The organism is Albidovulum sp., assembly GCF_008933605.1.
In the GTDB taxonomy this organism is placed as follows: Bacteria; Pseudomonadota; Alphaproteobacteria; order Rhodobacterales; family Rhodobacteraceae; genus Albidovulum.
Genome location: NZ_WBUS01000022.1, coordinates 1 through 25,368, shown reverse-complemented (window position 1 = coordinate 25,368; position 25,368 = coordinate 1). Strand labels below are relative to the sequence as shown.

The following is a 25,368-nucleotide window of genomic DNA, read 5'->3' as shown; positions in this document are numbered from 1 at the left end:
GGGTTGCGGGCCGCCTTGACCGGCGTTGACCGCCCACCGGGGCGCGCCTATCAAGGGCGTGCCTCATCCGGGAGCGGGCCATGAAAGTGATCATCTGTGGTGCGGGCCAGGTCGGCTGGCAGATCGCGCGCCACCTGGCGGGTGAAAAGAACGACGTTACCATCGTCGACAACAATGCCGACCTCGTCCGCCGCGCGACCGAGACGCTGGACGTGCAGGGCGTCGCCGGATTCGCCTCCTATCCCGATGTGCTCGAACGCGCCGGCGCGCGCGATGCCGACATGATCATCGCCGCGACCCATTCGGACGAGGTGAACATGGTCACCTGCCAGGTTGCGCATTCGGTCTTCGGCATCACCCGCAAGATCGCCCGGCTCAGGGCGCAATCCTACATGGACGCGATCTATTCCGACCTCTACCGCCGCGATCACCTGCCCATCGACGTCGTCATCAGCCCCGAGCGCGAGGTGGCCGAGGCCGCGCTGCAGCGGCTCTCTGCACCCTCCACCTTCGACACCGAGAGCTTCATGAACGGTCGGGCGCAGCTTCTTGGCATCGCGCTCGACGAGGATTGCCCGGTGCTGAACACGCCGCTTCGGCAGTTGACCGACCTCTTCTCCACCCTCCGCGCCATCGTCGTCGGCATCCGCCGCGAGGGGCGGCTTTTCGCCCCTGAACCGGGCGACCAGCTTTTCGCCGGGGACCAGGTCTATGTCTTCGCCCATGTCGAGGACGTGAACCGCACGCTCGACATCTTCGGCAAGGCGACGAAGAAGCAGGAGCGGATCGTCATCATCGGTGGCGGCAACGTCGGTCTTGCCGTGGCCCAGGCGCTGGAGCGGCGGACCGACCGGATCCGCGCCAAGATCATCGAGCGCAGCCGCGCGCAGGCGGAGCGGGCGGCGGATTCCCTGCAACGCACCATCGTTCTCAACGGCGACGGGATGAGCGCCGATCTCCTCGCCGAGGCCAACATCGAACGCGCCGATGCCGTCCTCGTCGTCACCGACGACGACAAGACCAACATCCTCGCCGCCGTCCGTGCCAAGCAGGCCGGCTGCCCGATGGCCATCGCGCTCATCAACGACCCGACGCTGGTGCCGCTGATGGGCGCGCTTGACATCGACGCCTACATCAACCCGCGCGCGACGACCGTTTCGTCGATCCTGCGCCACATCCGCCACGGCCGGGTGCGCGCGATCTATTCCATCGGCGATGCCGAGGCCGAGGTGATCGAGGCCCAGGTGCTCAGCACCTCGCCCATCGCCGGCCGCCTCGTGCGCGAGATCGAGTTCCCCGAAGGCGTTCTCATGGGGGCGCTGATGAAGGGCGAGAAGGTGGTGAAACCCACCGGCGACACGCGGGTGGACGAGGGCGACGTGATCGCGCTTTTCTGCATGTCGGGCGACGTGCCGGAGGTCGAGCGGCTCCTGCAGGTCTCCATCGATTTCTTCTAAGCCCATGCGCCGCTTCCTCGATCTTCCGCTGATGGTCATCCTGATGGGGATCGGGGCGCTCGCCATGTACCTTCCGGCGTTTCACGCCTTCGGCGCGCGCGACTACGGCGTGGCGCGGGTCTTCTTCTACTCCGGCACGCTCTTCTTCCTCCTGACGGTGCTGATCGGCATCGCCACCGCCGCCAACCGGGCCGGGCACCCGGCCAGGAACCAGCTCCTGACGCTCGTCGCCGCCTTCGCGGCGCTGCCCCTGATGCTGGCAGTGCCCCTTGCCGAGGCCGTGCCAGGCACGAGCTACTACAGCGCCTGGTGGGAGATGGTCTCGGCGATGACGACAACCGGGGCAACGCTGTTCGAGCCCGACCGCTTGCCCTCGTCGGTGCACCTGTGGCGGGCGCTCGTGGGATGGATGGGCGGCTTCTTCGTCCTCGTCACCGCGGCCGCCGTGCTTGCCCCGATGAACCTGGGCGGTTTCGAGGTGCTGAGCGGGGCGCCGGCCGGGCAGGGCGCGCTGTCCGGCGGTCCCGCGGCGCGGGGCCAGGGCCCCTCCTACCGGATCCTGCGCGAGACGGCGACGCTGCTTCCGGCCTATGCGGGGCTGACGCTGGCCCTGTGGATCCTCCTCATCCTTGCGGGAGACGGGGCGCTGACGGCGGCATGCCACGCGATGTCGACCCTCGCCACCTCCGGGATTTCGCCAAAGGGCGGACTGTACGGCACCGGCGCGGGCTTCTGGGGCGAACTGGCGATCTTCGTATTCCTCGCCTTTGCCCTGTCGCGCCGGCTCTATCCCTCGGGCCGGACCTTCCGCAACGCGGTCAGTCTCGGCACCGATCCCGAACTCCGGATGGCGCTCCTCATCGTGACCGTGGTGCCGGCGCTCCTGTTCCTGCGCCACTGGGTCGGCGCGCTTGAGGTGGACGAGGTCCGCAATACCGCCGCCGCGCTGCGCGCGCTCTGGGGCACCCTCTTCACGGTTCTCTCGTTCCTGACCACCACGGGCTTCGAATCCACCGACTGGGCCGAGGCGCGGACCTGGTCAGGCCTTGCCTCGCCCGGCCTGATCCTCGCCGGGCTCGCGGTGATGGGCGGCGGGGTGGCGACCACGGCGGGGGGCGTGAAGCTCCTGCGGGTCTACGCGCTCTACCGTCACGGCGAGCGGGAGGTCGAGCGGCTCGTGCATCCGAACTCGGTCGGCGGCGCGGGGCAGGAGGCCCGGCGCCTGCGCCGCCAGGGGGCGCAGATGGCCTGGATCTTCTTCATGCTCTTCGCCATCTCGATTGCCGTCACGATGCTGGCGCTCGCCCTCACCGGACTCGATTTCGTCGCGTCCACGACCTTCGCCGTCGCGGCGCTGTCGACGACCGGTCCGCTGGCGAGCTTTGCGGCCGAGGCGCCGCTGTCGTGGTCTGAACTGAACGGCGCCGCGCGCGCGGTTGCGGCGGGCGCCATGGTGCTCGGCCGGCTCGAGACGCTCGCGATCATCGCGCTTCTCAACCCCGACTTCTGGCGCCGCTAGGCCGGTCCCGCCGGCCGGTGCAGACCGCCATCAAATTGGGGGTGGAAAGTCCTGCGATCTTCCGCATACTTGGTTCAAGTCCCCGGTGCAGCGCCGAGGGGCGGGGATACGCTGGAACCATAAGACAGCAAGAAAAGCGCAAGGCGACGATAATCATGGCTGCCGACAAACAGAATTTGCAGGATGCCTTTCTCAACCATGTCCGCAAGGCGAAGATTCCGGTCACGATCTTCCTGATCAACGGGGTCAAGCTGCAGGGCGTCATCACCTGGTTCGACAATTTCTGCGTGCTGCTGCGCCGGGACGGGCAGTCCCAGCTCGTCTACAAGCACGCGATCTCGACGATCATGCCGGGCCAGCCGATCTCGCTGTACGAGGGCGAGGACTGACGAACGAGCGAAGTCCAGCGGACAGCCCCGTCCGGGCCTATGTCCTCCATCCGGACCTGCGCACGGGCCGCAAGTCGCGGACGCCGGAGAACGCGCTTGCAGAGGCTGTGGCCCTTGCGGCGGCGTTGCCGGCGATCGAGGTCGTGGGCGGCGAGATCGTCCGGCTTCCGACCGCTCATGCCGGGATGCTCTTCGGCTCGGGCAAGATCGCGGACCTGAAGGCGCGTCTCGCCGAGGCGGAGGTGGGGCTGGTGCTCGTTGACGGGCCGGTGAGCCCGGTCCAGCAGCGCAACCTGGAAAAGGAGTGGGGCGTGAAGCTCCTCGACCGGACCGGCCTGATCCTCGAGATCTTCGCCGACCGGGCGCGCACGCGTGAGGGTGTGCTGCAGGTGGAACTTGCCGCGCTCAGCTACCAGCGCACGCGCCTCGTCCGCGCCTGGACCCACCTCGAGCGCCAACGCGGCGGCTTCGGCTTCGTCGGGGGCCCCGGCGAGACTCAGATCGAGGCCGACCGGCGCGCCATCGACGACGAGGTGATCAAGATCCGCCGCCAGCTCGGCCGCGTGGTGAAGACGCGCGCGCTGCACCGGGCGGCGCGGCGCAAGGTGCCGTTCCCCATCGTCGCCCTCGTGGGCTACACCAACGCCGGAAAGTCCACGCTCTTCAACCGCATGACGGGGGCCGAGGTCCTGGCCAAGGACATGCTCTTCGCCACGCTCGATCCGACGATGCGGGGCGTGGTGCTGCCGTCGGGGCAGAAGGTCATCCTGTCCGATACGGTGGGATTCATCTCGGACCTGCCGACCGAGCTTGTCGCGGCGTTCCGCGCGACGCTCGAAGAGGTGCTGGAGGCCGATCTGATCCTCCATGTCCGCGACATCTCGCACCCCGAGACCGAGGAACAGGCGGCCGACGTGCGCGCGATCCTCGAAAGCCTCGGCGTGGATGAGAACGTGCCGCTCTTCGAGATCTGGAACAAGATCGACCTTCTTGCCGACGAGGCCCGCGCGGCGCTTCTGGTCGAGGACGCGCGCAAGCCGGGCATCCACGCCGTCTCGGCGCTGACGGGCGAAGGGCTGGGGCCGCTGTTCGACGCAATCGAGACGACCCTCGGGTCGGAGCGGTTCGCCGCCGACCTGGCGCTGCCCTTCACCGCGGGACGGCGCCGTGCCTGGCTTTACGAGAATGGCGTCGTCACCGGCGAGGAGGAAACCGCCGAGGGCCACCGGCTCCATGTCCGCTGGACGGCGCGGCAGAAGGCGGCGTTCGAGGCGCTCTAGCGGCGGCGCGCGACCGCGATCCAGAGGGCCATCAGCGCGAAGGACAGGATCGCGTTCCAGGAGGCCATGGAGAGGCCGAAGAGGCTCCAGGCGACCTCGTCGCAGCGGATCAGCGGGGCCGCCATGATCTCGTTCAGAAGGTCCTCGGCAGAGCCGGAGAGGCTACCGCCCGAGGTGCAGGAATCGGGGCCTTGCCAAAAGCCACGCTCGACACCGGTGTGATAGACGCCGAGCGCGCCCGTCGCGGCCGCGGCCAGCGCCCCGGCCCAGGGAAGCAACCGCCAGGCGGTGACCAGCGCCGCGAGGCCGATCGCCACCGCCGCCCAGTGCGGGCCACGCTGCCAGAGGCAGAGCTTGCAGGGCGCATAGCCGAGCGCCTCGAAGACATGGGCGCCGGCGAGGAGGGCGGCGGAGCCGCCGGCGGCGAGGAGGATGAGCTGGGTCCGGGTCATAGGTACTTGATGAGAGCGAAGCCGCCGACCAGCAGCACCATGAAGATCGTGAACATCAGCCCAAGGCGCCGCTCGACGAAATCCCGGATCGGTGCACCGAACTTCCACAGAAGCGCGGCGACGACGTAGAACCGCAGGCCCCGCGCCACGATCGCCGACAGGATGAAGACCGGCAGGCTGAGACCGGTCCATCCGGAGACGATGGTGATGACCTTGAAGGGAAAGGGCGTCACGCCGGCGAAAAGCACCGCCCAGGCACCATACTGGTTGAATTCCTGCGCGAATTTTGCCCCGGCATCCGCCTTGCCGTAGAACTCGAGGATCGGCTGGCCGACGGCTTCCCAGAGCACCGCGCCGATGAAATAGCCCAGGAGACCGCCCAGAACCGAGGTCACCATCGCCACGGTGGCGATGATCCAGGCGCGCGAGGGGCGCGAGATGATCATCGGGATCATCAGCACGTCGGGCGGGATCGGGAAGAACGAACTTTCGACGAAGGAAACGATCCCGAGGGCCCTGAGCGAGTGGCGATGATCCGCGAGGCGGAGCGTCCAGTCGTATAGCGCACGGATCATGCAAGGGCACCGGCAAGGTTTCTGTCGCGCCCTTAGGCCACGGCCCCGCCCCGTCGTCAAGCGCGTCCCACCTTCCGGGGCGCCGGAAACCCGGCTAGGCTGGAACCGGCGACCGGCAATTGCGTTCACGGTTGAGGGTGCGGGAGGTACGGGCATGAGATGGCAGGGGCGTCGCGGCAGCGCGAACATCGAGGACAGGCGCCGGATGGGTGCGGGCCGGGCCGGAGGGCTGGGGCTTGGCGGCGTGGTCCTGGTGCTTCTCGTGGGCTATTTCTTCGGCATCGACGTGACGCCGCTCCTGAACGGCAACGGCCTCCCGGGGGGCGGTGCGATCCAGAGCGATGTGGAGCTGACCGAGGCCGACCAGCGCGCGGCCGAATTCGTGTCCGTCACGCTTGCCGACACCGAGGAGATCTGGACCCGCATCTTCCGCGACGAACTGGGGGCCACCTACGAACCCGCGACGCTCGTCCTCTTCAAGCAGGTGACGCAGTCGCCCTGCGGCAATGCCTCCGGCGCCACCGGGCCGTTCTACTGCCCGCTGGACAAGAAGGTCTATCTCGACACCGATTTCTTCGCCACGCTCTCCCAGCGCATGGGCGCGAGCGGCGATTTCGCCGCGGCCTACGTCGTGGCGCACGAGGTGGCGCACCATGTTCAGGACGAGCTCGGCATCCTCGGCAAGACCACGGCGCTGCGCCAGCAGTCGTCAGAGGCCGAGTCCAACGCGATCTCCGTCATGGTGGAACTGCAAGCGGATTGCTTCTCCGGCCTCTGGGCGCGGCATGCGCATGAAACCTTCGGCACCCTCGAGAAGGGGGATATCGCCGAGGCGATGAACGCGGCCGAGAAGATCGGCGACGACACCCTGATGCGCAACGCCGGCCGCCGTCCGATGCCCGACAGCTTCACCCACGGCACCTCCGAACAGCGCCAGCGCTGGTTCGCGGCCGGCTTCGAGAGCGGAAGTCTGCAGGCCTGCGACACGTTCTCGGCTGCGAACCTCTGATCGGGGGCGATCACCCTCTTGCCGTGGCCCCAGCGGAGCGTTAGACGGCCAGAGGGGCCCGAGTGGCGGAATGGTAGACGCAGCGGATTCAAAATCCGTCGCCGCAAGGCATGCGAGTTCGAGTCTCGCCTCGGGCACCACGCCCCCCCTGACAGCCACCGCATCGGCAGGGCGAATCGCATCGCCGCCGACGGCGCGCCGGCCGTCGCGCCCTCATCAACAATCGAACGTCCGTGCGGTGTTTGGTCAACTTTCGTGCGCGGGCGGCCCGGGTTGGGCTGGCGCGCGGCCGGTCGGGTGACGCAACCGGCCTGCCGTTGAACTGTTGCCGCATTAGAAACATCCGACAGTCCTCATCCGTCTCTTCTAGAGAATCATGCCCGGTTGCATCGCGCCCGGAAACAATGATGGCAGGTCCCCGCATTTGGACAGATTGCGCCCTTCGGATCCCGTCGGCCAAGGCGGCCCCGTTTGCCACAATCCTGCCACTTTGCGCTTTGGTCGCGGCTCTCCCCGGGGCTAGGCTGAAAAGGCTCTGGGGGGCGAAGCGGTGATTGGGTGTCCCGGGTGCGGGCGGTCCGGGGTGGGATCGCGGCACCCGTCACATGAGAAACCGGACGGAAACCATTGTGCCGCCGCGCCCGAACGCTGCGGCGCTCCCTCCAGCGGGTGGGTCGCGCAGGGTCGCCGGATTCGGCACGGCGCGGCGGGTGTGGTGCTGTGGGAAGGGTGCTATGACACTGAAGACTCGGTTCGATCTTCCGGTCGCGGGACCGGCCGGGCAGGGCGTGCCGCCGGCGGAGACCCGTCCCGCCACGGCGCTGCGCCTCGACGAAGGGGCCCTCGCGGTCGCCTTCATGATCGCCGCGCGGCCCTCCGAAGCCGAAGAGACCCTCGTTTCGGGCGGCGGCGACGGCGCGCCGCAGTTCTCGCTTTGCGCCACCGCCGATCAGGCCATCGTCGCCCATCACCGGGCCGATGGCGAAGACCACGAATTCTCGACACCCGCGGCCTTCTTCTCGGAGGGCGACCATCTGACGGTCGGCTACTCCTGGAATGCCGCGGGCAAGGGCGGCGCCTTCATCGCGACCAATGTGTCCACGGGGGCGACCTATGAGGAAGCGATAGGCGCCGCCCTGACGATGGACCTTGCCGCCGCCGACGCCACGGACTGGACCTTCGCCGGAAGCGACGACCCCGCGGCCGGCACTGGCGGCGACGGGGGCGGAGCGGAGACCGTAACGGCCTTCCAGATCATGTCCGGACCGAAAACGCTCGCGGCGGCTCTCGACGGGATCGTCGAGGGGACGGCGGGCGCGGACCGCATCGACACGGCCTATACGGGGGACCCGGAAGGTGACCGGATCGACGCCGGGGACGCCGTGCTGCCCGGCGCGGCCCCGGACGACGATTATGTGCTTGCGGGCGCCGGCAATGACACGGTGCTGGCCGGGCGCGGCGATGACGAGGTCTACGGCGAGGGCGGCAACGACTTCATCCGTGGCCAGGGCGGGCGCGACCTGATCGACGGCGGCGCGGGTCACGACACGCTCGACGGCGGGTCGGACGACGACACGATCCTCGGCGCGCAGGGGGAGGATGTGCTCATCGGGGACGCCGGCGCCGACAGTCTCGATGGCGGCGCGGACGACGACCATCTCTTCGGCGATATCGGCGACGACACCCTGATAGGCGGCGGCGGCGCCGACACGCAATTGGGCGGCGACGACCGTGACCTCTTCACCGGCACGACGCCCGACGACCAGATCGACGGGGGCGAGGGTGGCATCGACTACGATACGCTCGATCTCCGCGACTGGGGGAAGGCGGCCACCAACATCATCTTCGATCCGAACAACCCCGAGAACGGTATCGTCGAGTTCCTCGATGCGCAGGGGAATATCGTCGGCACCCTCACCTTTGAAAACATAGAGAATATCGTGCCCTGCTTCACACCCGGTACCGCCATCGCAACGCCCAGAGGAGAACGCGCCGTCGAGGAGCTTTCGGTCGGCGATCGCGTCGTCACCCGCGACAACGGGATCCAGGAGATCCGCTGGGTCGGCCGCAAGACGCTGGACCACGGCCAGCTCGCCGCGGCCGAGCATCTCCGCCCGGTCCTTGTCACGCGCGGCAGCCTCGGCCAGGGCCTGCCCGAGCGCGACATGCTGGTGAGCCCGAACCACCGTTTCCTGGCCGCCAACGAGCGCACCATGCTTTACTTCGAGGAGCACGAGGTCCTCGTCGCGGCCAAGCATCTGATCGACAACCGGGCGATCCGGTCCGTCAACGCGCTTGGAGTGACCTATGTCCATTTCATGTGCGACCGGCACGAGGTCGTCCTCGCCAATGGCGCCTGGACGGAGTCGTTCCAGCCGGGCGACCACTCTCTCAACGGCCTCGGCAACGCCCAGCGGACCGAAATCTATGAACTGTTTCCGGAGCTTGCCGAAGCGCGGGGGCGGAAGGCCTATGTCTCGGCACGCCGGACCCTGAAACGCTACGAGGCCATGCTTCTGAGGGAATGACGGGGCGGAGGGCATGTCGATCGGCGCAGGCGAGGAAACGTTCCATGCCGGGCTCGCGACGGGCGCGCGCAGCCTGCGCCTTTGCTATGCCGATGACGCGATGACCGCCGGGCGTGCCGAGGTCCTCGGAGAGGCGCCCGGAGCCGCTGCGGGGGCCGATCTCGCACGGATCGCTGCGGACGGTTGCGGCGTCGCCGAGGGCACGATGATCGCCACCGAACGCGGCGAAGTCCGGGTCGAGAGACTGCGGCCCGGCGTCCGGGTGGTGACGCGCGAGGCCGGACTCCAGCCGGTCACGCTCATCGAGACGCTCGACCTCGGCTGGCGCCAACTCGGCCTTCTGCCGCTGCTCCGCCCGGTCCGCATTGCCGCAGGCGGATCCGGCCCGGTCAGCCCGGTCCGCGACCTCGTTCTCGCGGGAGGGCTCAGGCTCTTTCCCGCCGGACACGGCGACAGCGGGGTGGCGGCGCGCGCACTGATTGGCGAGCCGGGCGTGGCCGAGGCGGAGGTCACGGCAGTCCGCTATGTCCGCTTCGCGCTTCTCCGGGCAGGGGCCGTCCTTGCCGACGGCCTCTGGGTCGAAGGCGCCTGCCGGGCCGACCCTGCGGCAACCGCGGTCCCGCCCAGCCCTGTCGCCGCCTCGGTGATGTCGCCGGAGAGTTGACGGAACCCGGCACAACTTCTGGGATGCATCATGGCGGCAACACCTGCATGCTGTCGTGCGCCAGCCTACAAAAGGATTAACAAAGTTCTAACTTTCGGCGATTTCCTGGGCTAGGAAACCTGTCGTGGACATTGCGAGTGTGGAGCGCCGATCATGTGCGGCAGGGGATCTGACGGAGTGGAGTGTAGCAGCACCAGTGCGAGCGGAGCGCGCCGGCGTCCGCATACGCCCTGCTTCGGGGCGGGCAGCCGTATCGCGACGCAAGCCGGCCCGGTCGCCATCGAGGCGCTCTGTGTCGGAGACATGGTCCTGACCCGGGACAACGGCTTCCGGCCGATCCGTTGGATCGGCGGCCGCGCCTTCGGCGCCGCTGCCCTGAACGATTTTCCCGAACTCAGACCGGTGCGCATCCGCCGCGGCGCCTTCGGATCGGACGTTCCCTCCGCCGACCTCCTCGTCAGCCCGCAGCATCGCGTGCTGCTGTCGGGTCACCATGTGCCGGTGGAGAGCGCCGAGGCGGAAATCCTCGCCGCCGCAACCGACCTCGTGACGCTGGGTCTGGCCGAAGTGGAGGAGACCGCGACCGTCACCTACTATCACATGATGTTCGACCAGCACGAGATCGTCTGGGCCGACGGCTGCTGGAGCGAGAGCTTCCTGCCCGAGGCGGCGGCGCTCGACGGGTTGCACGACGCGCAGCTGCGCGAGATCCTGACGATCTTCCCCGAGCTTGCGACCAGGGCCGGCCAGCGCGCCTATCTGCCGGCCCGCCGGATGCTGTCGCTCGACCCGAGGGAACCCGCACGCATCGCCCCCCGCGCGGCCTGAGGGCCCGCCGGGGCCGGGTTCACCTGCCCGCGCGCCAGGCGTCCCAGTCCTCCGGCGTGTCGAGGTCGGTCACGGCGCGTCGGCCGGGCAAGGGCAGCATCCGCACGCTCTCCCCTTCAAGCACGACCCGGGCGCCGCGGTCGCCGTTGAGGACGGCGACCTCCTGCATGAGACGGCGGGGCAGGATGACCGGATGGCCGGCCTCCGCCCCGTCCTCGGTCGCCGCGCGCAGCGGCCGCGTCGGGTCGGCCGCGAAGGCCACGGCCAGCCGATGCAGGTCTTCCGCCGTCACGTCGGGCATGTCGGGCATGAGGATCATCATCCCTTCGGCCGCACCGATCTCGCGCGCGCCGGCGCGCAGGCTCGCGGCCATCCCCTCGTGCGCGTCGGCGACCGGCAGGATGCGCGCCGCCAGTCCCGCGAGGGCAGCGCGGCGGGCAGGCGCCAGCGGACCGGTGTCGGGCAGTGTAACGAGGACGGGGGCGACCTCCGCGGCGATCCGCGCGGTGCGCCTGAGGACCGGCTCGTCGTCAACGTCCTCGATGAGCTTGTCGGCGCCCCGCATCCGCCGCGAGGCGCCCGCCGCCGGGATGAGAATGACAAGCGCCGCCATCGCGTCCTCCCCGCCTGGCCGGGCCGCAGTCCGTTCGATCCAGTATTGTCGCAGTGGCGGCGCGGGGCAACCCCGGTGCCGCATCTCATCCCCGCATGCGTGCCCCGTCGGCGTCCCAGAGCGCGCCGTCGATGCGCCGGGCCTTTCGGCGCTCGCCGAGAATCTCGATCTCCACCTCGCGCGTGTCGGCCAGGTCGGCAGGCAGGAAGCCCTGCGCCACCGATTGTCCCGTCCAGTGCGAATAGCCCCCGCTCGTGCAGAAGCCCACGACCCTGTCGCCGACCCAGATCGGCTCGTAGGCCACGACATCGGCATCGCCTGCCTCGACGATGAAGGCCGCGAGCCGGCGCTTCGACCCCTCGGCCTTTTCCTTCAGGGCCGGCGCCTTGCCGATCCAGTCGGCATCCTTGTTCCAGCGTATGAATCGGTCGATGCCGGTCTCGCCGGGGAAGTAGTCGGGCGAGAACTCCCGCGCCCAGGAGCCGAAGAGCTTGTCGAGGCGCAGCGACATCATCGCCCGCATCCCGAAGGGCCTGAGGCCGAGATCCTGCCCTGCCGTCCAGAGCGCGTGCCAGAGCGCGCGCTGCTTCATGAAGTCGCAGTAGATCTCGTAGCCGAGGTCGCCGGTGTAACTGACGCGCTGAACGAGACAATCGACCATCCCTACGGTGATCTGTTTCGCCTCCATGAACTTGAACGCCTCGGCGGAAACGTCGGCCCGGGTCACGCGCGCCAGCAGGTCGCGCGCCTTCGGCCCGGCGATCTGGAAGCCGGTGACGCGGTCGGAGACGTTCTCGATCGTCACGCCCGGATCGAGGTTCATCTGGAACCAGCGCAGGTGCTGGTCCTGCGCGCCATAGCTGCCGGTGATCTGGAACTCGCTTTCCGACAGGCAGGTCACGGTGAAGTCGCCGATGATCTTGCCCTTGGGCGACAGCATGGGCGTCAGCGACAGGCGCCCAGGCCTCGGGATCGCGCCGGCCATGATCCGGTCGAGCCAGGCGCGTGCATTCGGGCCCTTGACCCGGAACTTGCCGAAGTTCTGCACCTCGTTGATGCCGACGCCCTCGCGCACCGCGCGCACCTCGCGCGCCGTCGCCTCCCAGGCGTTCGAGCGCTTGAAGGAGGGGGTTTCATAGCGCGGCTCGCCGGGCGCGGCGAAGTAGTTCACGACCTCGAGCCCGTATTGCGCGCCCCAGACTGCCCCCATGCCGTCGAAGATGTCGTACATCGGCGTGGTGCGGAAGGGCCGGGCAGCGGGGCGTTCCTCGTTCGGGTAGCTGACCGAGAACCGCATCTGGTAGGTCTCGATGACCTTCGGCACGGTGTAACCCGGCGTCGTCCACTTGCCGAAGCGGGCGACGTCGAAGCCGCGGGGATCGACCTCGGTCTCGCCGTGGATCATCCATTCGGCAAGGGACTTGCCCATGCCGCCGCCCTGCGAAAAGCCCGCCATGACCGCGCAGGCCGACCAGTAGTTCCTCAGGCCCGGCACCGGGCCGATCAGCGGGTTGCCGTCGGGGGCGAAGGTGAAGGGACCGTGGATCACTCGCTTCACGCCCGCGCGTTCCAGAACCGGGAAGCGCCGGTAGGCGAAGGCGACGGAATCCTCGATCTTGGAGAAATCCTCGTTCAGAAGCTCGTGCCCGAACTGCCACGGCGTGCCGTCCAAGCTCCAGGGCTCGCACGGCTTCTCGTAGAAGCCGATGCACATGCCCCGGCCTTCCTGACGCAGGTAGCTTTCGCCGCCCGGGTCCATGACATGGGGAAACTCCTTGCCCTGGTCGAGGATCGCCATGATCTCGGGGATGTCGTCGGTCACGAGATACTGGTGCGCCATCGGCAGAAGCGGCAGGTAGACGCCCGCCATCGCGCCCACCTCGCGCGCCCAGAGCCCGCCGGCGTTGACCACATGCTCGGCATGCACCGTGCCCTTCTCGGTCACCACGTCCCAAGTGCCGTCGGGGCGCGGGGTGGTCTCCAGGACGCGGTTGTGCAGGACGATCTCGGCCCCGCCCATGCGCGCCGCCTTGGCATAGGCATGGGTCGTGCCCGAAGGGTCGAGGTGGCCGTCGAGCGGGTCGTAGAGCGCGCCGATGATGCCGTCGAGGTTGACCTGGCCGAAGGTGAACGCGTGCACTTCCTGCGGCGTGAGGATTTCGGTGTGCAGCCCCATGTAGCGGTGCTTGGCGCGCTCGGCCTTCAGCATCTCGAACCGGGCCTGGTTGTCGGCCAGCGTGATACCGCCGACATGGTGGAGCCCGCAGCTGAGGCCGGTGATCTTCTCAAGCTCCTTGTAGAGCTGGATCGTGTAGCCCTGGAGCGCGGCCATGTTGGTGTCGCCGTTCAGCGTGTGGAAGCCGCCGGCGGCGTGCCAGGTGGAGCCCGATGTCAGTTCCGACCGTTCGATCAGCATGACGTCACGCCAGCCATACTTTGTCAGGTGATAGAGCACTGAACAGCCGACGACGCCGCCGCCGATGACAACGACCTGTGCATGGGTCTTCATGGGAACTCCCTCGTGCTCGCGGGTGGCGCTGACGGCAACCCTGTCAGAAGCGAAAATGGCAAAGGTGCCGCGGGACGGGCAGACCGTCTGCGACGGATCGTGTCGCAAAAGGACTGTGCTTCGTCGAATTCACTCGTCTCCCACCACAGTTGGATGGCGCGCGCGCGCATCCCGTGGTTAGTAGCGCCGGGGGCAGCTAGGGCGTCACGGGGCGGGGCGTGATTCTATCCAGGACAACGGTTGCGGCGCTGGCGCTTGCCGGGCTTCTGGCGGTCCTTGTGGCGCTGCGCCCGCTCCTGCCGATCGACGAGACGCGCTATCTCTCCGTGGCGTGGGAAATGTGGCTGTCCGGCGACTGGTTCCACCTCACGCGGAACTCCGAGATCTATGCGCACAAGCCGCCGCTGCTTTTCTGGACGATCAACCTCGTCTGGGGAGTCACGGGCGTGCACGAGTTCGCTGCCCGGCTCGTCGGTCCCGCCTTCGCCGTGGCGCTGGCGGTTGCGACGGCCCGCCTCGGCCGCAGCCTCTGGCCGGGCGAAGAGGGGATCGGCGCGCGCAGCGTGATGGTCCTCGCCGGCTTCACCGTCTTCCTGATCTATGCCAGCACGACCATGTTCGACGCCATGCTCGGCCTCGCCGCGGTTCTCGGCGTCACCGTGCTCTGGCGGATCGGCCAGGGCGGGGCCGGTCTGCGGCACTGGGCGGCCTTCGGCGCGGCGCTTGCCTTCGGGACCCTGGCCAAGGGGCCGGTAATCTTCGTCCATCTCCTTCCCGTCCTGCTGACGATGCGGTTCTGGGCTCCGGTTCCGCCGCGGCCCCGGGACCAGCTCGCGGGTCTCGGGCTGGCGGTCGCTACCGGGCTTGCCATCGTGGGGCTCTGGCTCGTCCCGGCGCTTGTCGCGGGGACGGCGGAGTTCCGGCGCGAGCTGCTCTGGACCCAGTCGGCGGCGCGGGTGGCCGGTGGGCTGGCGCATGACCGGCCGGTGTGGTTCTTCCTCGCGCTGCTGCCGCTGCTCCTGTTTCCATGGGGATGGTCGCCGCGGCTCTGGCGCCGGATCGGTAGAATTCTCCGCGAGGATCGGGCGGCGCGGATGCTGGCGGTCTGGGCCGGGTCGGCCGCCGCCCTCTTCTCGGTGATCTCGGGCAAGCAGGTGCATTACCTGCTGCCCGAATATGCCCCGGTGGCGCTGCTCGTGGCACGGGCCCTGCCGGGCGTGGCCGGTGCGGGCGCATGGCGCGCCACGGCGGTCGTACCCCTGGGCGCCGCAGTGGCCGCAGGCGCGGCAGCGGCCGGGCTGATGCCGGCCGCGCAGGACTTGGTCGCCGGTGCGCCCGACTGGGTCCTTCCTCTCGTGGCAGCCGGATGCCTCGGCCTCGCACTTGCCGTCCTGCTGCTGGCGCGGCCGGCGAACGCCGTGGTCGCGGGTGCGGGGATGGCTCTTGCCGCGCATCTGTTCGTCGCCGCGAGCGGACTGACGCGCCAGTACGACAGCGCCGCCATCGTGGCCCGGATCGACCTGGCGAGAGACCGGGGCATCGCGGTCGTCGGCATGACCTATAACGCCGAGTTCAACTTCGGCGCGCGGCTCACCTCACCCGTCGCCACGCCGGCGACGCCCAGGGCGCTGAAGGACTGGAGCCTGGCACATCCCGGCGGGCTCGTCCTCGGGCCTGTCGGGCGCGTGCCTGTCGATGCGCCGCCCGCCGGAACCGTCCGCTACAACGGGCTGGACCTCGGCTTCTGGCCGGCGGAGACCGTTGCCGTCAGCGTTCTGGAATGAGCCCGCGCGGGCTGAAGCGGAGGACGAGGAGCAGCACGATACCCATCGTCAGGAGCCGCATGTGCGCCGCGCTATCCTGGAGGTGGGTCTTCAGCGTGCCGTCGGCCATGCCGGCGGTGATGAAAGCCATCAGCGCGTTGCCCCAGGGCTCGACCTTGATCCAGAGGAACCAGATCAGGAAACCGCCGAGCACCGCGCCCCAGTTGTTGCCGGAACCGCCGACGATCACCATCACCCAGATCAGGAAGGTAAAGCGCAGCGGGTTGTAGGTGCCGGGGGTAAGCTGGCTGTCGAGGGTCACGATCATCGCCCCCGCCAACCCGCAGACCGCCGAGCCGAGGATGAAGATCTGCAGATGCCGGCGCGTCACGTCCTTGCCCATCGCCTCGGCGGCCGTCTCGTTGTCGCGGATTGCGCGCATCATGCGGCCCCAGGGTGAGTTCAGCGCCTTCTCCGACGCCCAGATGAGCGCGAGGAGGATCGTTGCGAAGAGCCCGGCATAGAGCAGCTTCACCACGATGGTCGAGGCCGTCACCGGGTCGGAACCGAAGCCCGCCGCCCATTCGACGAAACCGGGACTCGTCTGAAGGTCGACCTCGTAGGGCACGGGCCGGGGAATGCCGATGACGTTCTTCACGCCCCGTGCCAGCCAGTCCTCGTTCTTCATCACGGCGATGATGATCTCGCCGATCCCGAGCGTGGCGATGGCAAGGTAGTCTGAGCGGAGCCCGAGCGCCGTCTTGCCGACCGCCCAGGCAGCCCCCGCGGCCAGAAGCGCGCCGACCGGCCAGGCGAGGAGGACCGGCATGCCGAGCCCGCCGATGTTCGAGTAGGTGGCGGGCGTGAAGGCCTCGACCACATCGACCGCGGGATCGAAGAGGGCGCGGAAGAGGAAGAAGCCGCCGATGCACGTGGCGAGGAGCGCGAGGATGCGCACCGTCCCCGCGAGCCGCTTGTTCGCGGCGATGGCGAGTGCGATCACTCCCGCCCCGACGAGCAGCGCGAAGATGATGCGGAACGCGCCGTTGGCCGTCCAGACCTCGGTCACCGGCGGGGTGGCGATCAGAACGGGCGCGAGACCGCCGAGCGCGACGAAGCCCACGACGCCGACGTTGAAGAGCCCCGCGTAGCCCCATTGCATGTTCACGCCGAGCGCGAGGATGGCAGAGATCAGGCCCATGTTGACGATGCCGAGCGCGGTGTTCCAGCTCGCGGTCAGACCCTCGCCGACGATGAGCGCGGCAACGAAGGCGAAGAGAAGCAGGCTGCGCGCGTTCATACCGCTTTCCCCTTGAAGAGACCCGTGGGCTTGAAGAGCAGGACGACGATCAGGATCCCGAAGGAGACCGCGAACTTGTAGTCGGTCGAGAGGAGCTGGGCGAGGCCGTCGGGCGCCAGGCTTTCGGGCAGAACATAGGTGGCGACCTTCTTCCAGGCATAGGTGAAGCCGACCTCCGAAAAGGCGATGAGGAAGCCCCCGGCGATGGCACCGAGCGGGCTGCCGAGCCCGCCGACAATGGCGCTCGCGAAGATCGGCAGCAGCAGCTGGAAGTAGTTGAAGGCCTTGAAGCTCTTGTCGAGGCCATAGAGCGTGCCGGCGATCACCGCGAGGCCGGCCGAGATGATCCAGGTGACCGCCACGACCTTCTCGGGGTTGATGCCGGACAGCAGCGCGAGATCCTCGTTGTCGGAAAAGGCCCGCATCGACTTGCCGGTGCGGGTGCGGTTGAGGAACCAGAAGAGCGCCGCGACGACGATCACCGCCGTCACGATGGTGAGCGCCTGGGTGGACCTGAACGCGAGTCCCTCGGCCAGGCCCGTCGCCGCCTTGAATTCGTTGGCGTTGACGAGGAACCGCGCGCCGTCGTCGAAGCGGATCTCGTCCACCCCGATGAGGAAGCGGGTGAAGCCGTTCATGACGAACATCACCCCCATGGCGACGATCACCAGGATCACCGGCGCGGCCTTCTGCTTGCGGTAGAAGCGGTAGACGACGCGGTCGGTCAGAAGGACGAAGGCCGCGGTGACGGCGATGCCGAAGGGCAGCGCCAGGAGGGCGGTCGGCAGCGGGCCGAAATGCAGGCCCATCGACTGGAACCACCAGGTGAAGAGGATCACGGTCGCGGTGCCGAGCGCCATCGTGTCGCCATGGGCGAAGTTCGAGAACCTGAGGATGCCGTAGATCAGCGTGACGCCGAGGGCACCCAGCGCAAGCTGCGCGCCATAGGCCGTTGCCGGGATGACGACGAAGTTCAGAAGTGCGACGATCGCGTTGAGAAGGTCCATCAGTCCTCTTTCCCGCGGATGCGGCGGATGGTCGGGCGGTCGGGGGCGGGGGAACGGCGCTGCATCATCCCTCCGCGTGGCAGGTGCCGTGCCAGAGCGTCACCCGGTCGGTGGCCGAATGCATGTAGGTGAAGCGGCGGTTGTCGCGGTCGAGATAGAGCACCTCGGTCCCGGCGTCGAAGATCAGCGTCCGGCCGCGCTTGAAGAACACCACCTCCACCGCAGGGCCAGCGCCGGTCATCACCGGTTCGGCGGCCCAGGGGTTCTCCACCAGGACACTGCGGTTCGGAAGTGCCGTGGGGCGGAACGTCGTCGGCAGGCCGAGTGCACCGGAGGCGTCGACCGGCGGCGGGTCGGCCTCGCAGAGGATGCCCTTGACGGCGCCGTCATCGGGAAGGATCGCGTCGGCGCGCGGCGGCACCGCCGTTTGCAGGTCGGTAGGGCCGTGGACGGGCGCCTGCCGGTCCGTTCCGGCAGGCGCGGGCGTCTCGGCCAGCGCGGCCGCTCCCGCCAGAAGTCCGCCCTTCAGTGCCACGCCGAGGACTGCCAGTCGGCCCATCGCCTCAGCCCCCCAGGAAGGTGCGCCGCACGTCCGGGTCGGCGAGAAGCGCCGCGCCCGTGTCGGTATACCGGTTGGCGCCCTGGACGAGCACATAGCCCGTGTCGGCGATCTCCAGCGCCTGGCGGGCGTTCTGTTCGACCATCAGGACCGAGATCCCCGTGCGGGCCACCTCGATGATGCGGTCGAAAAGCTCGTCCATGACGATGGGCGAGACGCCGGCGGTGGGCTCATCCAGCATGAGAAGCTTGGGCTGGGTCATGAGCGCGCGGCCCACGGCGACCTGCTGGCGCTGGCCGCCCGAAAGTTCGCCCGCGGGCTGGCGGCGCTTGTCCTTCAGGATCGGGAAGAGATCGTAGACCTGCTCCATCGTGCCCCGGAAATCGTCGCGGCGCAGGAAGGCGCCCATTTCCAGGTTTTCCTCGACCGACATCGAGGGAAAGACGTTGTTGACCTGCGGCACGAAGCCCATCCCCTTCGCCACGCGGTCCTGCGGGCTGAGTTGGGTGATGTCCTCGCCGTCGAGCCGGACATGGCCGCCGCGGAGCCTGAGCATGCCGAAGACGGCCTTCATCGCGGTGGACTTGCCGGCGCCGTTCGGACCGACGATCACGGCGATCTGGCCCTTTTCCACCGTCAGCGTGCAGTCGTGCAGGATGTCGGCCGCGCCGTAGCCGCCGGTCATGCCCTCGGCCGCGAGGAAGGGGCCGCCGGGGGAGGGAATGACACGCCCGCCGGTCTCCGGATCGTCGATGGTCCCGCCACCGGCCTTCGTGATGGAGCGGTCCTTGTTGCCGCGGTCGTCCTGGTAGGGATTGGCGGACCTGGTCATGCGCCGGCCTCCATCTGGGCCTCGGCCTTGACCTTGTTCTTCAGCCCGCGACCCAGATAGGCCTCGATCACCGCCTCGTTCTCCATGATATGTGCGGCCGACCCCTGGGCCAGAACCTTGCCCTCGGCCATGACGATGACCGGGTCGCAGAGGCGGCCGATGAAGTCCATGTCGTGCTCGATCACGCAGAAGGTGTAGCCGCGCTCCTTGTTGAGCCGCACGATGGCATCGCCGATGGTGTTGAGAAGCGTGCGGTTCACGCCGGCACCGACCTCGTCGAGAAAGACCACCTTGGCCTCGACCATCATCGTGCGGCCAAGCTCCAGGAGCTTCTTCTGGCCGCCGGAGAGGTTGCCCGCCCGCTCATCCGCGAGGTGCGAAATGGTCAGGAACTCAAGGACGTCGTCGGCCTTCTTCGCAAGCGCCCGCTCCTCGTCCCGGATCCGGGCGCGATGAAACCAGGCGTTCCAGAGCGTCTCGCCCGACTGGCCCGACGGCACCATCATCAGGTTTTCCCGCACGGTCATGGAGGAGAACTCGTGCGCAATCTGGAAGGTGCGCAGGAGCCCCTTGTGGAAGAGCGCGTGCGGCGGCAGGCCGGTGATGTCCTCGCCGTCCATCATCACGCGCCCCGCGGTCGGCGGATGGACTCCGGCGATGACGTTGAAGAGCGTGGACTTCCCCGCGCCGTTCGGCCCGATGAGACCGGTGATCGACCCCGTGGCGATCTCGATCGATGCGCCGTCCACGGCGCGGAATCCGCCGAAATGCTTGTGCAGATCCTCGACGATGATCATGCAGTATCCCCACCTGGCACGCGTGGCGTCTGAGAAAGGCCCGCGAAGCTCTTGTTCTTTTTCTGAAAAGGCAGCCCGGTCGTGCCGGGCTGCCTTCCGTGTCGCTGGACGGTCAGCGGAACTTGACCGTCTCGTACTTGCCGTCCTTGAACTCGATCTCGCGGTAGTTGCCCGCGGATTCGCCGGGCCCGATGAGTTCCACCGCCGTGGCGCCGACATAGTCGATGTCGGTGCCCGCGGCGATGAGGTCGAGCGCCTTGGCAAGCTCGCCGGGGAAGATCTGCTCGCCCGGTGCGTTGGCCACGTCCATCACCTTCGGAGCGAAATCTGCCGACTTGGACGAGCCGGCCGCCGCCATGGAGAGCATGATCAGCGCCGCGGCATCATAGCTTTCTGGCGCGAATGCCGACGTGCCGTCGATCCCTGCCGCTGCGGCCATCTCCTGGAACTTCGTCGCGCCGGGGCTGTCGGTGCCCGGATAGGCGCCGTAGGAGCCGTTCAGCTCGGCCCCGAAGTTCTCGTTCAGCTTCTCGCCGACCATGCCGTCCGGGAAGTAGAAGGTGGAGAAGGCGCCGGTGTCGAGCGCGTTCCTGACGATGCCCGAACCGCCCTGGTCGATGTAGCCCGCGACGACCAGCACGTCGCCGCCCGCCGAGGCGAGCGCGCCGACCTCGGCCGAGTAGTCGGCCTTGCCGTCCTCATGCGCGGCCGAGATCGTGACCGTACCGCCCGACTCCTCCCAGTTGCGCTGGATCGCCTCGGCCAGACCCTTGCCGTAGTCGTTGTTGGTGTAGGTGAGGGCGATGGAGCTCACGCCCTTGTCCTTCAGGATGTCGCGGACGATTTCGCCCTGGCGCGCGTCGGAGGGCGCGGTGCGGAAGAAGAGGCCGTTGTCCTCGGCCGTCGAGAGCGCGGGCGAGGTCGCCGAGGGCGAGATCATGACGATGCCGTTCGGCACCGCGACGTTGGCGAGGATCGCGCCGGTCACGCCCGAGCAGTCGGCGCCCATGATGGCGTTGATCTTGTCGGTCGTCACCAGCCGTTCGGCCGCGGCGGTCGCGGCAGCCGCGTCCACGCAGGTGCTGTCGCCGCGGACCGAGGTCACGGTGGAGCCGCCGAGCAGCTTGCCGGAATCGGTGACTTCCTTCATCGCCATTTCAGCGCCCGCGCCCATTGCCGGCGTGATCGATTCCAGCGGCCCGGTGAAGCCGAGGATCACGCCGAGCTTGATGTCCTCCGCCCCGGCGGCGCCGGCCAGGAGGGCCGCGGCGGCGGTGGCTGCGAGAAGCTTCTTCATGAGTGTCACTCCCTGTGTGGAACGTTGTCCTGACGGTCAAACTAAAGGCGGCTTTCCGAAAAGAAAAGCCATTCGCTGCATCGCTTGGGCCGGGGCTTTCACGGTCATTTGCTTTGGGACCCCGGCCAATCATCCGTAGAAGGGAGGTGATGTTGCGTGTAGCGAACCAATGTTGATGGGATACCTGGGCGCCCTCGGCGTCGCGCTCTTGCCCGGGGCCATCCGCGCCTCGGACCTGGCCATCAGCGCGGGAACGGTGGTGATCGAGCCCGTGGTCACGGGTCTCGTCGAGCCCTGGTCGCTCGCCTTCCTGCCCGAGGGCGGGTTTCTCGTGACCGAGCGCGACGGCCGGCTGACACGGGTGGATGCGGCCGGAGACCGCCATGCGATCGCGGGCCTGCCGGAGGTCTTCGCGCGCGGGCAGGGCGGGCTCTTCGACCTGCTGCTGCCCCGCGACTTCGCCGAGCGGCGCGAGCTCTTTCTCAGCTTTGCCATCCCCCAGCGTGGCGGCGCGGGCACCGCCCTGGCCCGGGCGCGGCTCGAAGCCGACCGGCTGGAGGACCTGACCGTCGTCTGGCAGATGCCGCCCGGCACCAGGGGCGGGGTGCACTTCGGCGGCCGGCTCGCCGAGGGACCGGAGGGGGCGATCTACCTGACGGTGGGTGAACGCGGGGCCTTCGACCCGGCGCAGGACCTCGGCGCGCTGATGGGCAAGGTGCTGCGGATGGACCGGGACGGACGGCCCTTGCCGGACAATCCCTTCCCCGACCGTGCCGACGGCACGGTCTGGAGCTACGGCCACCGCAACCCGCAGGGACTGGCCTTCGACGCGCGCGGGCAGCTTTGGGAAAGCGAGCACGGCGCCATGGGCGGGGATGAGATCAATCGCATCGAGCCGGGCCGGAACTACGGCTGGCCCGTCATCGCCTACGGGCGGCACTACGGCGGCGAAAGGATCGGCCGCGGCACGGCGGAGGCCGGCGTGGCGCAGCCGGTGCATTACTGGGATCCCTCGATCGCGCCTTCCGGCCACATGGTCTATTCCGGCCGGCTCTGGCCGGACTGGGCGAGGGATCACTTCCTGGGCAGCCTGAAATTCGACTATGTCGCCCGGCTCGACCCCGACGCGGGCTGGGCCGAGGAGGCCATCCGCGCGGAGGAAACCGGCCGCGTCCGCGACATCCGCGAAGCGCCCGACGGCTCTATCTGGTTTCTCTCGGTCGACCGCGGCGCGGTGTTCCGGATGCGGCCGAAGGACTGACGGCTCAGACCGACAGCCGCGGCGTGGCGATGGCCGAGGCGCCGTGCGAGCCGCGTTCGCGGTAGGGCGTCGTCTTGTAATGCGCGCGGTAGCACTTGGAGAAGTGCGAGGGGCTGGCGAAGCCGCAGGCGAGCGCGACGTTGATCACGCTCATGTCGGTCTGCATCAGGAGGTTCCGAGCCTTCTGGAGGCGCAGCTCCATGTAATATCGCTTCGGCGACCGGTTGAGATAGCGGCGGAAGAGCCGTTCGAGCTGGCGGGTCGACATGCCGACATCCTCGGCAAGGTCCGCCGGGCTGATCGGATCCTCGATGTTCTGCTCCATCATCTGGATGACCTGCGAGAGCTTCGGGTGCCGCACCCCGATCCGCGTCGGGATCGACAGGCGCTGGGTGTCCTGGTCCGTCCGGATGGCGGAGTAGATCAACTGGTCGGCGACGGTGTTGGCGACTTCCTCGCCATGGTCCTCGGCGATGATCTTCAGCATCATGTCGATGGATGCGGTGCCGCCCGCCGTGGACATCCGGTTGCCGTCGATGACGAAGACCGACTTCGTCAGCTTCACGTCCTCGAACTCCTCGAGGAAGCTGTCCTGGTTTTCCCAGTGGATCGTCGCGCGCTTGCCGTCGAGAAGCCCGGCCTTGGCGACCGTGTAGGCGGCGGTGCAGAGGCCGCCGATCGCCGCCCCGCGCCGCGCCTCGCGCCGCAGCCAGTTGAGGATCGGCTTCGTCGTCGCCTGCTGCACGTCGATGCCGCCGCAGACGAGCACGGTGTCCTCCCGCTCGATCTCTTCGAGGCCCATGTCGAGCTTGAAGGACGCGCCGTTGGAGCAGGTGACCTCGCGCCCGTTCTCCCCCGCCAGCTTCCAGACATAGGCCTGCCGCCCCAGCACGCGGTTGGCGATGCGCAGGGGTTCGATGGCTCCGGCGAAGGACAGCATCGTGAAATGGTCGAGCAGCAGGAAGACGAACCGCCGCTGCGTCGTCTCGTTGCCGGCAACCCGGACTGCACGCGCCTTGGGACTGGACATTCCGCGACCCTTTGTGTCGTTTTGCGTCAAAGAACCACCAATGCGGGGCGCCTTCAAGGGCGATTTCCGCCCATAACGGTTTGCGCCGCGCCGGGGGCTTCGCTATAAGCCCTCCGTTACCGCTCACGCCTTCAGGAGACACGAGATGACCACGGGCTGGACCAAATCCGACTGGCGCAGGAAGCCGCGGGTGCAGATGCCCGACTATCCCGACCCGGCCGCCCTCGGCGTGGTCGAGGCGCAGCTTGCGAAGATGCCGCCCCTGGTCTTCGCGGGCGAGGTGCGCAAGCTCAAGCGCGCGCTCGGCCAGGTCGCGGAAGGCCGGGCTTTCCTCCTCCAGGGCGGCGACTGCGCGGAAAGCTTCGCGGAGTTCTCGGCCGACAACATCCGCGACACCTTCAAGGTGCTTCTGCAGATGGCGATCGTGCTGACCTGGGGCGCGAAACTGCCGGTGGTCAAGATCGGCCGCATGGCCGGCCAGTTCGCCAAGCCCCGTTCGGCCGCGACCGAGTCGCTGGGCGGGGTGGAACTGCCGTCCTACCGCGGCGACATCATCAACGGCTTCGATTTCACCGCCGAGGCGCGCATCCCCGACCCGTCGCGGATGCTGCAGGCCTATACTCAGGCAGCGGCCTCGCTCAATCTCCTGCGCGCCTTCTCGACCGGCGGCTATGCCGACATGCACCGGGTCCAGAGCTGGATCGCGGGCTTCACCGAGGAAGACGAGGCCAAGCGCTACCGCGAGGTGGCCACCCGCATCCAGGACGCGATGGACTTCATGGCGGCCGCGGGCGTGACCTCGGACACGGTGCATGCGATGGCCGCGGTGGATTTCTACACCAGCCACGAGGCGTTGCTCCTTGAATACGAGGAGGCGCTGGCGCGGATCGATTCCACCTCGGGGCTGCCGGTGGCGGGCTCGGGCCACATGATCTGGATCGGCGATCGCACCCGCCAGCCCGACGGCGCGCATGTGGAATTCTGCCGTGGCGTGCAGAACCCGATCGGGCTGAAGTGCGGGCCGTCGCTGACTTCGGAAGACCTCAAGGCCCTCCTGCGCAAGCTGAACCCGGAAAACGAGCCGGGCCGGCTGACGCTCATCGCGCGGTTCGGGGCCGGCAAGGTCGGCGACAACCTGCCGCGGCTGATCCGCGCGGTGCAGGAGGAGGGCGCCAACGTCGTCTGGACCTGCGACCCGATGCACGGCAACACGATCAAGTCGGCCTCGGGCTACAAGACGCGACCCTTCGAGAGCGTTCTGCGCGAGGTGCGGGAGTTCTTCGCGGTCCACAAGGCGGAAGGCACCATCCCCGGCGGCGTCCATTTCGAGATGACCGGCAAGGACGTGACCGAATGCACCGGCGGGGTGCGCGCGGTGACCGACGAGGATCTTTCGGACCGCTACCACACCGCCTGCGACCCGCGGCTCAACGCCTCGCAATCGCTGGAGCTTGCCTTCCTCGTCGCCGAGGAGCTTCAGGGCCGGCGGGCGATGCAGAAGGCGGCGGGCATGTAGCCCGCCACCGGGCACCTGATACCGGACGTCGGACGGCCCCTCCCGCAGGGGCCGTTTGCCTGTGTGGGATCACTCGTCGCTGACGACGAGGCGCAGATGAGCGCGGCCCCGCGCCGGGCGTTCGGGCGCGGCGGCGAAAGGGGTGGCCGGTTCGGCAAGACCCATCGCGGGCGGAGGGGGCGC

Annotated in this window: 22 protein-coding genes and 1 tRNA gene; 12 read left to right on the top strand and 11 right to left on the bottom strand. The window is 68.4% G+C overall.

The genetic code is table 11. From position 1 onward, the window contains the following. Positions 1 to 80: 80 nt before the first annotated feature. From trkA to hflX, 4 genes are all read left to right on the top strand, one after another. Positions 81 to 1,457 carry a Trk system potassium transporter TrkA gene (gene trkA, locus F9K34_RS05115; RefSeq protein ID WP_291335828.1) on the top strand — a complete coding sequence of 459 codons (1,377 nt, stop codon included), beginning with the start codon at positions 81 to 83 and terminating at the stop codon, positions 1,455 to 1,457. Between the two features lie 4 nt (positions 1,458 to 1,461). Next, positions 1,462 to 2,976: a TrkH family potassium uptake protein gene (locus tag F9K34_RS05110; protein WP_291335827.1), complete on the top strand. Its 1,515-nt coding sequence runs from the start codon at positions 1,462 to 1,464 to the stop codon at positions 2,974 to 2,976. A 155-nt stretch (positions 2,977 to 3,131) separates the two neighbouring features. Continuing rightward, positions 3,132 to 3,365, top strand: a complete 234-nt coding sequence (gene hfq / locus F9K34_RS05105; RefSeq protein ID WP_035705913.1) for an RNA chaperone Hfq — start codon at positions 3,132 to 3,134, stop codon at positions 3,363 to 3,365. Beyond that, the gene (gene hflX, locus F9K34_RS05100) at positions 3,362 to 4,645 is read left to right on the top strand and encodes a GTPase HflX (protein ID WP_291335834.1); all 1,284 of its coding nucleotides are present in this window, start codon (positions 3,362 to 3,364) and stop codon (positions 4,643 to 4,645) included. Before hfq ends, hflX begins: the two co-directional genes overlap by 4 nt. On the opposite strand, the gene F9K34_RS05095 is transcribed toward hflX, so the two are convergent. Then, positions 4,642 to 5,097 (bottom strand): disulfide bond formation protein B, encoded by a 456-nt coding sequence (locus tag F9K34_RS05095; RefSeq protein WP_291335826.1) that lies wholly within the window; start codon positions 5,095 to 5,097, stop codon positions 4,642 to 4,644. The two genes, hflX and F9K34_RS05095, sit on opposite strands and share 4 nt — an antisense overlap. Next, positions 5,094 to 5,672, bottom strand: a complete 579-nt coding sequence (locus tag F9K34_RS05090; protein ID WP_291335825.1) for a YqaA family protein — start codon at positions 5,670 to 5,672, stop codon at positions 5,094 to 5,096. The genes F9K34_RS05095 and F9K34_RS05090 overlap by 4 nt, the downstream gene beginning before the upstream one ends. Before the next feature lie 154 nt (positions 5,673 to 5,826). Here F9K34_RS05090 and ypfJ point away from each other — a divergent pair, with 154 nt between their 5' ends. The 5 genes from ypfJ (at position 5,827) to F9K34_RS05065 (ending at position 10,701) form a co-directional block, all read left to right on the top strand. Further along, complete coding sequence (gene ypfJ / locus F9K34_RS05085) at positions 5,827 to 6,681, top strand: KPN_02809 family neutral zinc metallopeptidase (protein WP_291335824.1); 855 nt, start codon at positions 5,827 to 5,829, stop codon at positions 6,679 to 6,681. A 56-nt stretch (positions 6,682 to 6,737) separates the two neighbouring features. Next, positions 6,738 to 6,821, top strand: a tRNA-Leu gene (locus F9K34_RS05080). A 594-nt stretch (positions 6,822 to 7,415) separates the two neighbouring features. Further along, the gene (locus F9K34_RS05075) at positions 7,416 to 9,209 is read left to right on the top strand and encodes a Hint domain-containing protein (protein WP_291335823.1); all 1,794 of its coding nucleotides are present in this window, start codon (positions 7,416 to 7,418) and stop codon (positions 9,207 to 9,209) included. Positions 9,210 to 9,222: 13 nt separating this feature from the next. After that, positions 9,223 to 9,873 carry a Hint domain-containing protein gene (locus tag F9K34_RS05070; protein ID WP_291335822.1) on the top strand — a complete coding sequence of 217 codons (651 nt, stop codon included), beginning with the start codon at positions 9,223 to 9,225 and terminating at the stop codon, positions 9,871 to 9,873. Between the two features lie 153 nt (positions 9,874 to 10,026). Continuing rightward, on the top strand, positions 10,027 to 10,701 hold the full coding sequence (locus F9K34_RS05065; RefSeq protein ID WP_291335821.1) for a Hint domain-containing protein: 675 nt from the start codon (positions 10,027 to 10,029) through the stop codon (positions 10,699 to 10,701). Between the two features lie 19 nt (positions 10,702 to 10,720). Here F9K34_RS05065 and F9K34_RS05060 read toward each other — a convergent pair whose 3' ends face one another. After that, positions 10,721 to 11,314 (bottom strand): nucleotidyltransferase family protein, encoded by a 594-nt coding sequence (locus F9K34_RS05060; protein WP_291335820.1) that lies wholly within the window; start codon positions 11,312 to 11,314, stop codon positions 10,721 to 10,723. 85 nt (positions 11,315 to 11,399) lie between these two features. Continuing rightward, complete coding sequence (locus F9K34_RS05055) at positions 11,400 to 13,823, bottom strand: GcvT family protein (protein ID WP_291335819.1); 2,424 nt, start codon at positions 13,821 to 13,823, stop codon at positions 11,400 to 11,402. A gap of 218 nt (positions 13,824 to 14,041) precedes the next feature. Here F9K34_RS05055 and F9K34_RS05050 point away from each other — a divergent pair, with 218 nt between their 5' ends. Further along, positions 14,042 to 15,607 (top strand): ArnT family glycosyltransferase, encoded by a 1,566-nt coding sequence (locus tag F9K34_RS05050; RefSeq protein ID WP_291335818.1) that lies wholly within the window; start codon positions 14,042 to 14,044, stop codon positions 15,605 to 15,607. Here F9K34_RS05050 and F9K34_RS05045 read toward each other — a convergent pair. From F9K34_RS05045 to F9K34_RS05020, 6 genes are all read right to left on the bottom strand, one after another. Beyond that, the gene (locus F9K34_RS05045; protein WP_291335817.1) at positions 15,591 to 16,886 is read right to left on the bottom strand and encodes a branched-chain amino acid ABC transporter permease; all 1,296 of its coding nucleotides are present in this window, start codon (positions 16,884 to 16,886) and stop codon (positions 15,591 to 15,593) included. The two genes, F9K34_RS05050 and F9K34_RS05045, sit on opposite strands and share 17 nt — an antisense overlap. Beyond that, positions 16,883 to 17,893 (bottom strand): branched-chain amino acid ABC transporter permease, encoded by a 1,011-nt coding sequence (locus F9K34_RS05040; RefSeq protein WP_291335816.1) that lies wholly within the window; start codon positions 17,891 to 17,893, stop codon positions 16,883 to 16,885. The genes F9K34_RS05045 and F9K34_RS05040 overlap by 4 nt, the downstream gene beginning before the upstream one ends. Before the next feature lie 64 nt (positions 17,894 to 17,957). Beyond that, positions 17,958 to 18,452: a hypothetical protein gene (locus F9K34_RS05035; RefSeq protein ID WP_291335815.1), complete on the bottom strand. Its 495-nt coding sequence runs from the start codon at positions 18,450 to 18,452 to the stop codon at positions 17,958 to 17,960. A 4-nt stretch (positions 18,453 to 18,456) separates the two neighbouring features. Beyond that, positions 18,457 to 19,284: an ABC transporter ATP-binding protein gene (locus F9K34_RS05030; RefSeq protein ID WP_291335814.1), complete on the bottom strand. Its 828-nt coding sequence runs from the start codon at positions 19,282 to 19,284 to the stop codon at positions 18,457 to 18,459. After that, complete coding sequence (locus F9K34_RS05025; RefSeq protein WP_291335813.1) at positions 19,281 to 20,081, bottom strand: ABC transporter ATP-binding protein; 801 nt, start codon at positions 20,079 to 20,081, stop codon at positions 19,281 to 19,283. Before F9K34_RS05025 ends, F9K34_RS05030 begins: the two co-directional genes overlap by 4 nt. A 112-nt stretch (positions 20,082 to 20,193) precedes the next feature. After that, a complete protein-coding gene (locus F9K34_RS05020; RefSeq protein WP_291335812.1) occupies positions 20,194 to 21,378 on the bottom strand; it encodes an ABC transporter substrate-binding protein in 1,185 nt (394 codons plus the stop codon). A 175-nt stretch (positions 21,379 to 21,553) separates the two neighbouring features. On the opposite strand from F9K34_RS05020, the gene F9K34_RS05015 reads away from it, so the two are divergent. Next, positions 21,554 to 22,639 carry a PQQ-dependent sugar dehydrogenase gene (locus tag F9K34_RS05015; protein ID WP_291335811.1) on the top strand — a complete coding sequence of 362 codons (1,086 nt, stop codon included), beginning with the start codon at positions 21,554 to 21,556 and terminating at the stop codon, positions 22,637 to 22,639. A gap of 4 nt (positions 22,640 to 22,643) precedes the next feature. Here F9K34_RS05015 and F9K34_RS05010 read toward each other — a convergent pair whose 3' ends face one another. Continuing rightward, a complete protein-coding gene (locus F9K34_RS05010; protein WP_291335810.1) occupies positions 22,644 to 23,669 on the bottom strand; it encodes a GlxA family transcriptional regulator in 1,026 nt (341 codons plus the stop codon). Positions 23,670 to 23,814: 145 nt separating this feature from the next. On the opposite strand from F9K34_RS05010, the gene F9K34_RS05005 reads away from it, so the two are divergent. Further along, positions 23,815 to 25,185, top strand: coding sequence for a class II 3-deoxy-7-phosphoheptulonate synthase (locus tag F9K34_RS05005; protein WP_291335809.1), 1,371 nt, complete (start codon positions 23,815 to 23,817; stop codon positions 25,183 to 25,185). Positions 25,186 to 25,368: the final 183 nt, after the last annotated feature.

What these genes read in the sequence shown, in the direction of transcription:
- trkA (WP_291335828.1), top strand. Translation starts at nt 81, where the DNA reads ATGAAAGTGATCATCTGTGGTGCGGGCCAGGTCGGCTGGCAGATCGCG.
- F9K34_RS05110 (WP_291335827.1), top strand. Translation starts at nt 1,462, where the DNA reads ATGCGCCGCTTCCTCGATCTTCCGCTGATGGTCATCCTGATGGGGATC.
- hfq (WP_035705913.1), top strand. Translation starts at nt 3,132, where the DNA reads ATGGCTGCCGACAAACAGAATTTGCAGGATGCCTTTCTCAACCATGTC.
- F9K34_RS05095 (WP_291335826.1), bottom strand. Translation starts at nt 5,097, where the DNA reads ATGACCCGGACCCAGCTCATCCTCCTCGCCGCCGGCGGCTCCGCCGCC.
- F9K34_RS05090 (WP_291335825.1), bottom strand. Translation starts at nt 5,672, where the DNA reads ATGATCCGTGCGCTATACGACTGGACGCTCCGCCTCGCGGATCATCGC.
- ypfJ (WP_291335824.1), top strand. Translation starts at nt 5,827, where the DNA reads ATGAGATGGCAGGGGCGTCGCGGCAGCGCGAACATCGAGGACAGGCGC.
- F9K34_RS05075 (WP_291335823.1), top strand. Translation starts at nt 7,416, where the DNA reads ATGACACTGAAGACTCGGTTCGATCTTCCGGTCGCGGGACCGGCCGGG.
- F9K34_RS05070 (WP_291335822.1), top strand. Translation starts at nt 9,223, where the DNA reads ATGTCGATCGGCGCAGGCGAGGAAACGTTCCATGCCGGGCTCGCGACG.
- F9K34_RS05065 (WP_291335821.1), top strand. Translation starts at nt 10,027, where the DNA reads ATGTGCGGCAGGGGATCTGACGGAGTGGAGTGTAGCAGCACCAGTGCG.
- F9K34_RS05060 (WP_291335820.1), bottom strand. Translation starts at nt 11,314, where the DNA reads ATGGCGGCGCTTGTCATTCTCATCCCGGCGGCGGGCGCCTCGCGGCGG.
- F9K34_RS05055 (WP_291335819.1), bottom strand. Translation starts at nt 13,823, where the DNA reads ATGAAGACCCATGCACAGGTCGTTGTCATCGGCGGCGGCGTCGTCGGC.
- F9K34_RS05045 (WP_291335817.1), bottom strand. Translation starts at nt 16,886, where the DNA reads ATGAACGCGCGCAGCCTGCTTCTCTTCGCCTTCGTTGCCGCGCTCATC.
- F9K34_RS05040 (WP_291335816.1), bottom strand. Translation starts at nt 17,893, where the DNA reads ATGGACCTTCTCAACGCGATCGTCGCACTTCTGAACTTCGTCGTCATC.
- F9K34_RS05035 (WP_291335815.1), bottom strand. Translation starts at nt 18,452, where the DNA reads ATGGGCCGACTGGCAGTCCTCGGCGTGGCACTGAAGGGCGGACTTCTG.
- F9K34_RS05030 (WP_291335814.1), bottom strand. Translation starts at nt 19,284, where the DNA reads ATGACCAGGTCCGCCAATCCCTACCAGGACGACCGCGGCAACAAGGAC.
- F9K34_RS05025 (WP_291335813.1), bottom strand. Translation starts at nt 20,081, where the DNA reads ATGATCATCGTCGAGGATCTGCACAAGCATTTCGGCGGATTCCGCGCC.
- F9K34_RS05020 (WP_291335812.1), bottom strand. Translation starts at nt 21,378, where the DNA reads ATGAAGAAGCTTCTCGCAGCCACCGCCGCCGCGGCCCTCCTGGCCGGC.
- F9K34_RS05015 (WP_291335811.1), top strand. Translation starts at nt 21,554, where the DNA reads ATGGGATACCTGGGCGCCCTCGGCGTCGCGCTCTTGCCCGGGGCCATC.
- F9K34_RS05010 (WP_291335810.1), bottom strand. Translation starts at nt 23,669, where the DNA reads ATGTCCAGTCCCAAGGCGCGTGCAGTCCGGGTTGCCGGCAACGAGACG.
- F9K34_RS05005 (WP_291335809.1), top strand. Translation starts at nt 23,815, where the DNA reads ATGACCACGGGCTGGACCAAATCCGACTGGCGCAGGAAGCCGCGGGTG.